We start from the raw sequence: 7,329 nt of genomic DNA on the forward strand, positions 1-7,329 counted from the left end.
TAGTTTCACGCAGTGAAACCTCGCCATGCTGCCGAAGCTCGCAGCTGCATCTACACCTGCCTGTTCTACAAGAATGGGGTCTCTTCGATTTAGCTTTATTACTAGGCTTTGTAACTCACTTCTGCCCCATTATCAGTTTCGCAGTTCAAAGGGGAACTAGGCCGAATAAAGCTTTAGCTTTAGAAAAGCTAATGCGAAAGTACTTTGCTTCGGCTAAATCATACCAGCTCTATCTTTTGCTATTATCTAAGGAATTAAATAGTTAAACCGTTCAGCTGGTGAACGGCCTAACAGGCCTATAAAGATAGGATCTTAGAATGGGCACCCATGCATATCGCTAACGTTCGGGAAAAAATTCCAGCGTTCAGCCTCAATCCTCTCTTTTAAATAAGCATTAACTGATTTTACTGTCGTTAACGTATCGATACTTTCTTGGATATCAGCTTGGCTGACTATCAGTGAGTCAATATGTTGTTGAATGTTAGTTTGCTGCTGTTTTTTACTTCGTGCTGAAAATCGATTCCAAACCATACCTTTTAAACTCGCATCAGAGCCGATGTCTCGGTGTTGGTGGTTTAAACTTTTTACATTAGTTTCAAGTACTCTTATCATCGCTTTCAATGCTGACTGACTTAAATCAAGTTCAAAGTCAGGAAGCCATTGCTGACCCATTTGAAGTAACGTAAAAACATCACCATCACGCTTTGCTTTTGACAATTTCTGCATTAACTCATGTTTTTCTTTTTTCAATGATTCATCTCTTTCTTTGTCAGGGTGCAGACGTGACGCCATTTTTTTATACAGTTTGTTGAGAGCGGAAGATTTAAAAAGCATTTTGATATCATCAATAGAGGGATCACTTTCTTCTTGTTTGAAGCTATTAAATGCTCGATCATAAAAATCATCGTCTAATTCATCTTCATCCATTGAATCATCATTTTCGATATCTGCATGCTTTTCTTGGGCAGACTGAGCAATATCTTTTAAATATTGTTCAAAATCTTGAGGGTTTTTCATCATTTCGACCAACTTCTCGTGTTCAAAGTCAATATCAACTCCCAACATTTCTTCCAGCATGTCACGAAATGCCTCTGTTTCGAATTCATCAGGCTCTGGGGCTTTTTCTGCTTGGCGCTGCGAATCTGCAGCTATTTGGCATCGGAAATTGTTCCGTAATTCAGCAGTGCTACCAGTCCAAAATGGATTAGATTCCAGTGCATTCAGTTCTTCTTGGATTAACTCATAAAGCGCATCTCTTCGTTCGCCCTTAATAGTCCTGCGTGCGATGAAACTGATCAATCGTTCAACCTTCATGGCGGCTAAAGAGCAGGTTTCAATTTCATAACTTTCAAACTGACTTTTAGCCTGATCAAAAAATGTTGAAATTTTGGTTTCTAAACGTTGGTTCCGAGCTTGCAGTTGTGAAATTTGATCCCATAAAGTGGATATTTTTTCCCAACTTTTATTAACCGTGACGTCACAGCTTTGAATATCAGACACTCTAATTCGAGTCATGAGTTAAGTACATTAGTGAATAATGGTGACAAGATAAGTGATTTGAGTAGTAAGTCAATTGCAGTGGTGAGCAGCAACTATAAATATTAAGCCGGAGTTAATATGTAACTCGTTTTTGTCCAGGTACGGCTTAGAGTGATCGCTCTAAGTCGAAAATGCCCCAAAGTTTGCTAGCCTTCGAATGAAGACTGATTACATTTTCTGATTTAGCTTCTGGCTGAGTTGATACTGGGTGATGGGTTTGAAGGTCGTTCCTTCAATGTAATCTAACGCCTGTCCGGCGAGGATTGTGCACTCTTTATTTTGGAAGCTTCTACAAGTGAGTCGCAGTGCATTTTATGATTGGTTAGCTAGGCCCGCTAAAATTATTAGCGAACGAGAGCTCAATTTATACCGAACGGCAAAACGTCTTTTTAAGCGTAGCTGAAGCAGTTTAGGTTCTCGTCAGCTAGCCAAAAAACTCCGCCTAGAAGGCTTCAGTATCGGTCGTTACCGCACTCGTAGCATCATGCGAAAGCTCGGGTTGTAGTGGTCACCCAGCGTCAAGCTTACGTTCAAACTCTATATTCAACACACCATGAACGCCGCTATATAGGGATACTGAGCCATTTCTTTTTGTGACACGAAAACGACTTAAGTCTTCATGGGTCGACTTTAATGAAAAACAGGACAGCCATATCTTTTGTTAGAATAAATATCTTAGTTTATTCGAAGGCCCTAATTAAATCCGACCATTTATCCATGAGTGTACTGGTTATTGACACATAATAGTCGAATAATAAAAACTAGATATATATTATTAATTATCAAAGCCTTATGGAGTGCCAGCGTGATCATGGTTTGATTATTGCATATATTTATCAGCTATATTTTTAATGAAAAGGGATGTTTATGTACATAAATAATAGCGTGCAGGTAGGCCGCACTGAACAAATACAAAAGAATACTTCTACTTCTACTTATACGAAATCAACAGCGACAGAGGTTTCAACTTCAACTGACAAAGTAACAATTAGTGATGCTGGGCGTAATGCTGAATCCAAATGGCAAGAGATTTCAAGAAAATATGATGTAACCAATATTTCAAGTAATGATCTAGTTAAAATGTCGAAAGAATTATATGATAATAAGTTGATTACTGAAGAAGAACACCTGTTAATGTGTTCTCCAATGACCATAGATAGTGATGGTGATATGAGTAGTAAACATAACTTTTTGAATATTATGCGTGATTCCTTAAGTTATGCTCTAAAAGCTGGCGATACTCCAAAAGGAATTAGTATGAGAGTAGCAAGGATTGATATTTTAGAGCAGCTCGAACGTTTATCTACTTAAGATTGAAGCGTTATTAAATGAAAAAAAGACAGGACAGCCATATGCCAATAAATGTCCCCTTCATTTATTGGCATTTCCACCACCAAAGCTTGCTAGCCTTCGAGTGAAGACTGGTTACATTTTCTGATTAGCTTCTGGCTTAGTTGATATTGGGTAGTGAGTGTTAACTTTTACCTTCATGGCTATCTATCGCCTGCAGCGGGTGCCGTGCAGGGTATTGTATGTTCCAGACATACATTAGACATTTCCTATATCCCTATAGGTCAGATGCACCAATGTCGTGGAGGCAGGTCAATGATGTTCCAGACATCATAATGACATTTCCTATATCCCTATAGGTCAGATGCACCAATGCCGTGGTGACATTGATGTCATAGAACGGCCATGTCATCGAAGCTCGCAGCCGAATCTACACCTGCTGATTTACAAGATAAGTTGTCTCTTCGATTTTAGAGCGTGTGTTATTGCTAGTGTGAGAGGCTTAATCATGGCTCTCACCATCCATTCGCTACTTTGAACTTGGGGGAGTTTAAAGTATCAAAAATCTTATGGGTGTCCACTTATCTTAGCTGTGTAAAACTCATCGCCTTGATATTTTAAGTTAAAATAAATCATCACCTTACATGCCATTTAGTACTCACAATGTCAGCACTGGTATTTGGTCAATGGCTTCATTTTTGTGATGGGTGGCTCGATAAATTCTAGCATGAGATTGGCCATCAACTACACTTTAAGGCTGGCAGTCCAGCGGTACCCGTTGCAGCTGAGCTAACTCGATATTCAGCTAAGGATAAGTTTGAATGGCACGCCGAGCACTTTGCTGCTTGGGTGTTAAACCGCAAGGCATTGGCCGAATTTAATGCTGAAATAGCCGAGTACTTTGATAAGCTAGTGGCAAGCATTCTCGCAACAAAGAGCACAGCTAAAGGAGCGCACTCATGAGTAACCAGCCAATGGATAAAGATTTAGCGGCTATGTTGGCCCGTGTAGAAGCTGATGCAGAATTGAATAAGCCGACGCCCTTGGTCGATGCAGCCTTTGACATTATCAATAATGAGAGTCTGAGTTACATCGAAAAAGATAAGCAAATTACGCTAATTGAGGCTAAAGCAAGCGGCCATGAACTGACTCTATTTGCCGAGGTGTGGGAAAGCCTTCACGTTAGCACGCCACTTGAAGAGATAACCGCTGCCGATGCAAAGCCAGTCAATAGAGATCAAGAGTAATGGCTGGCACTTCAATCAAGGTCGAAGCCAAGGGCCGCACTGCGATCACCAAGGCCCTTAACAACTTGCTCAAACAAAGCGGCAACCTAACCCCCGCACTAGCTGACATAGGCGAGTACTTGCTTGAGTCCACTCAGCAGCGCTTTATCGAACAACAAGCCCCCGATGGTTCCCCCTGGGCCGAACTGAGTTCAACCACTGTTGAGCGAAAGATAAAACAGGGTGAACGCACCGATCGTATTCTTACTGAGTCTGGTACCTTAGCCTCTAGCATTCATTATCAACTGGGCCGCAATCAACTCGAACTGGGCAGCAACGAAGAATATGCGGCCATGCAGCAGTTCGGCGGCATCACCAGTGCCAAGAGTATGATGCCGGGCAATGAGATCCCCGCTCGGCCGTTTCTGGGCATCGCCCCCTTCGAGCGAATCGAAATCATCAACATCCTAGAGCATCATCTGGGAAAAGCGCTCTAAGCTCTCAAACGCATTTTAAGCGGCGATATGAGTTAATTGACATTATGTGACGCGCTTGTTGTTTAAGCGCCCTTACGGCGTTTATAAAAGATTTATAAAGAAGGTTGCAGAGGAATACTGAGCATGACATCTGTGTGAGCTATGTCTTGAATGATTAAGCTAATTATTAAATCCCTTAAATAAAGCCCTAGATAATATTGCCTAAGGCTTGGATCATGCATTCACTTTTACTTATGTTTATGGGGTTTCAAGTCCGGGTGTTTAGGCTTGTTTTCAGGCGTAACGCGACGTCTTTTGTCTTTTTTACCTGTGGAATCGGCTATAGGTTTGGGCCCCGGTTTGATAGTCATACTAAATCCTTTTAATTAATGAAACTTGCAACCAAAACTTATCATGAAACCCTTTCATTTAAAATATCCGCCGCTCTGTGGGCATCTATTAACATTACTTAATGTAGCTAGTCTTATTTCTTTCATTCTTAGTTGGTTTTAGTGTTTGGGGATTCGCACGTTCCTTAACCTGTGCTCTTGCGGATTACTTTGGTACTCTATTGCTTAACTTATTCAAAGTGAACCATTTCTCATGTCTAAAAGTGTTACTGAACAGATTATTTATAACCTTAACGAAGACAGCTTCCCGTCAGTTCAGCTTCTAAGTGGGAAGTGGGGCTGCGGTAAAACCTATGTCGCGAAAAACAGCATAATTCCAGAGCTTCAAAAGAAATATGCTAACGCTCATTATGTTTCTCTATACGGGGTGTCTAGTCTAGATGACTTTAGGGATAAGTTGGTTTCTTTACATTATTGTGATAGCAAAAATTCAGTTGAAAATTATTCAATGCTAAAAGATGTTATCGGTAATTTAGCAAAAATATGTGGAGATAAGGGCGCTACACTAGCACTCGCAAATACACTTGCTAAGCCAATGAAGCATAAACTTCTCTCTAGTATGAACAATTGCGCCTTCATCGTTGACGACTTAGAGCGCGCCTCAAGTAAACAGTTAATTTCAGAGGTGCTCGGTGAATGTTTAAACTTAGTAGAAAACAATACAAATATTGCCATTGTAGTTCTGGCTCATGAAGATCATATTGAAGATAAATCTATTCTCGAAAAAACCTTCAATGATAAAATCGTACTAACTGCTTCACCTGCTGATATTGTTAAAATTATCAAGCAGAAATATGCGCCGCATTTGGATGAGGCAACTTCCCACTCTGCATTAAATGCGATTGCCGCATTACAACTTTCCAATCTGCGAATTGTCCAGCGGGTGATGCAACGTTACGTCCCTATTAAGTATAAGATAGAGCAGTTACCTAGTGTGGATATAACTCTTGCACTTTCAAGGGTCATTGAGCAAGTATTTCGCATCTGTTATGCCCATTATGAATATGGAGCTAGTTATGATGAAATGTGTAGGGCAATGGTCGTAGAGCAATATGGGAAAATATTACCAGTAGTTAAAAGTGGAGAAGTGGAAGCGACAAAAAATATCGATCCAGCAAAACTACGTCTAACAGATATAAGCAAGATTGTCGGATATTGTACGCCAGATTTAGTCAGTTACTGTCTCAACATTACACCTATTCCAAGTGAGTTAGTCGAAGCTTTTAATCTTCCATTGGAAGGAAAGTTACTCGATAGAATCAAATCTTTTGGAATTTATGACCTATCTGAGAATCAATTTGAAGAAGCAATTAAAGAAGCTAAAGAATTTCTATTTGATAGAGGGGCTGAACCTAAGCCCTTTTTTGATTGGTTTATAGTGCTTAACGTGTACTTCTTTTGCATTGAAAACATGTTTATACCAGAAAATATTGACGAGGAGTTTGTAAGAGCTAAAGCTGTGGTTGGAGATGAAGAGGCTTTTACACCTACATCTCCAGAACGGCACTATGAAATGAGACTTCGAGACCTGCATCCCTTTGTTGCTGAGCTGTATGGTGCTGCGAAGGCCAGAAATGATAAGTTATCTACTAACATTAGGCAGAGCGAACTTCAGACACAATTTCTAGCTTGCTGGTCTACAGCTAGCACTGAAATTTATAGGAAGTATGAGGCTAAACCATTTCTACATCAGTTTGATGTGGATGCAGTCTGCCAGGCCTTCGATGGCTGGAAAAAGAGAGACATCATTGAGTTCGGCCAGTTTATCGAAAATAGATACATCGTAGGTCATAGCGAATTATTACAAGATGAGTTTGAGTTTGTTCGCCAACTTAAAGAACACCTCGAAACAAAAATTTCTTTGATGCAAATATCCAGATTAAAAGGCTGCCTTAATTTGCTTATAGGCTCTCTGGATGAGGGGGTTAAATTCATTGAAAAGGCAGAAAGCTATAATCGAGACTGAAATCAATATAATTATGTCTAAATACGTACCGAACTTTACTAACCCAGGTTAATACAGCTTCCCCCCCACAAAGATCATTGTGGGGTCATGAAATCAAATCGCACTAACACTCATATTCAAACTGTTGCCATTGCGGCGCTGAGCAACCGCCAAGGCAAAAGAGAGGACAGCCATATCTTTTGTGCTTTAGGGCATCCTCTACTAACCTTTAAGTTACCTCAACTCCGTGTTGTTCAGGATATCGATTATGACTTCAGCTCGAAGAACCCTTATCGATGCAGAATCGACTCCGTTTTATCATATAATAAATCGTTGTGTTAGAAGAGCCTACCTTTGCGGTGAAGATAAATTTACAGGTAAGAGTTTCGAGCATAGACGCGGCTGGATTGTCGAAAAGGTTAAGGCTCTGTCTGCTATTTTTT

5 protein-coding genes and 2 pseudogenes are annotated in these 7,329 nt (G+C 40.3%); 6 read left to right on the plus strand and 1 reads right to left on the minus strand.

What is annotated here, in order from left to right; genetic code table 11:
- Nucleotides 1–312: 312 nt before the first annotated feature.
- Nucleotides 313–1,500 carry a hypothetical protein gene (locus tag HRU42_RS14810; RefSeq protein ID WP_295032092.1) on the minus strand — a complete coding sequence of 396 codons (1,188 nt, stop codon included), beginning with the start codon at nt 1,498–1,500 and terminating at the stop codon, nt 313–315.
- A gap of 325 nt (nt 1,501–1,825) precedes the next feature.
- Here HRU42_RS14810 and HRU42_RS14815 point away from each other — a divergent pair.
- From HRU42_RS14815 to HRU42_RS14840, 6 genes and pseudogenes are all read left to right on the plus strand, one after another.
- A pseudogene (locus HRU42_RS14815) lies at nt 1,826–2,067 on the plus strand (IS3 family transposase); the annotation flags it as partial.
- Between the two features lie 339 nt (nt 2,068–2,406).
- Nucleotides 2,407–2,850: a hypothetical protein gene (locus tag HRU42_RS14820; protein ID WP_295032093.1), complete on the plus strand. Its 444-nt coding sequence runs from the start codon at nt 2,407–2,409 to the stop codon at nt 2,848–2,850.
- A gap of 938 nt (nt 2,851–3,788) precedes the next feature.
- Nucleotides 3,789–4,076 (plus strand): hypothetical protein, encoded by a 288-nt coding sequence (locus tag HRU42_RS14825; RefSeq protein ID WP_295032094.1) that lies wholly within the window; start codon nt 3,789–3,791, stop codon nt 4,074–4,076.
- Nucleotides 4,076–4,552, plus strand: a complete 477-nt coding sequence (locus HRU42_RS14830; RefSeq protein WP_295032095.1) for a phage virion morphogenesis protein — start codon at nt 4,076–4,078, stop codon at nt 4,550–4,552. Before HRU42_RS14825 ends, HRU42_RS14830 begins: the two co-directional genes overlap by 1 nt.
- A gap of 582 nt (nt 4,553–5,134) precedes the next feature.
- The gene (locus tag HRU42_RS14835) at nt 5,135–6,907 is read left to right on the plus strand and encodes a P-loop NTPase fold protein (RefSeq protein WP_295032096.1); all 1,773 of its coding nucleotides are present in this window, start codon (nt 5,135–5,137) and stop codon (nt 6,905–6,907) included.
- A 247-nt stretch (nt 6,908–7,154) separates the two neighbouring features.
- Nucleotides 7,155–7,329 (plus strand): annotated as a pseudogene (locus HRU42_RS14840) (transposase); the annotation flags it as partial.

Source organism: Shewanella sp. (assembly GCF_013214165.1).
Taxonomy (GTDB): domain Bacteria; phylum Pseudomonadota; class Gammaproteobacteria; order Enterobacterales; family Shewanellaceae; genus Shewanella.

Coding starts and splice junctions, on each gene's coding strand:
- HRU42_RS14825 (WP_295032094.1), top strand. CDS start 3,789: ATGAGTAACCAGCCAATGGATAAAGATTTAGCGGCTATGTTGGCCCGT.
- HRU42_RS14820 (WP_295032093.1), top strand. CDS start 2,407: ATGTACATAAATAATAGCGTGCAGGTAGGCCGCACTGAACAAATACAA.
- HRU42_RS14830 (WP_295032095.1), top strand. CDS start 4,076: ATGGCTGGCACTTCAATCAAGGTCGAAGCCAAGGGCCGCACTGCGATC.
- HRU42_RS14835 (WP_295032096.1), top strand. CDS start 5,135: ATGTCTAAAAGTGTTACTGAACAGATTATTTATAACCTTAACGAAGAC.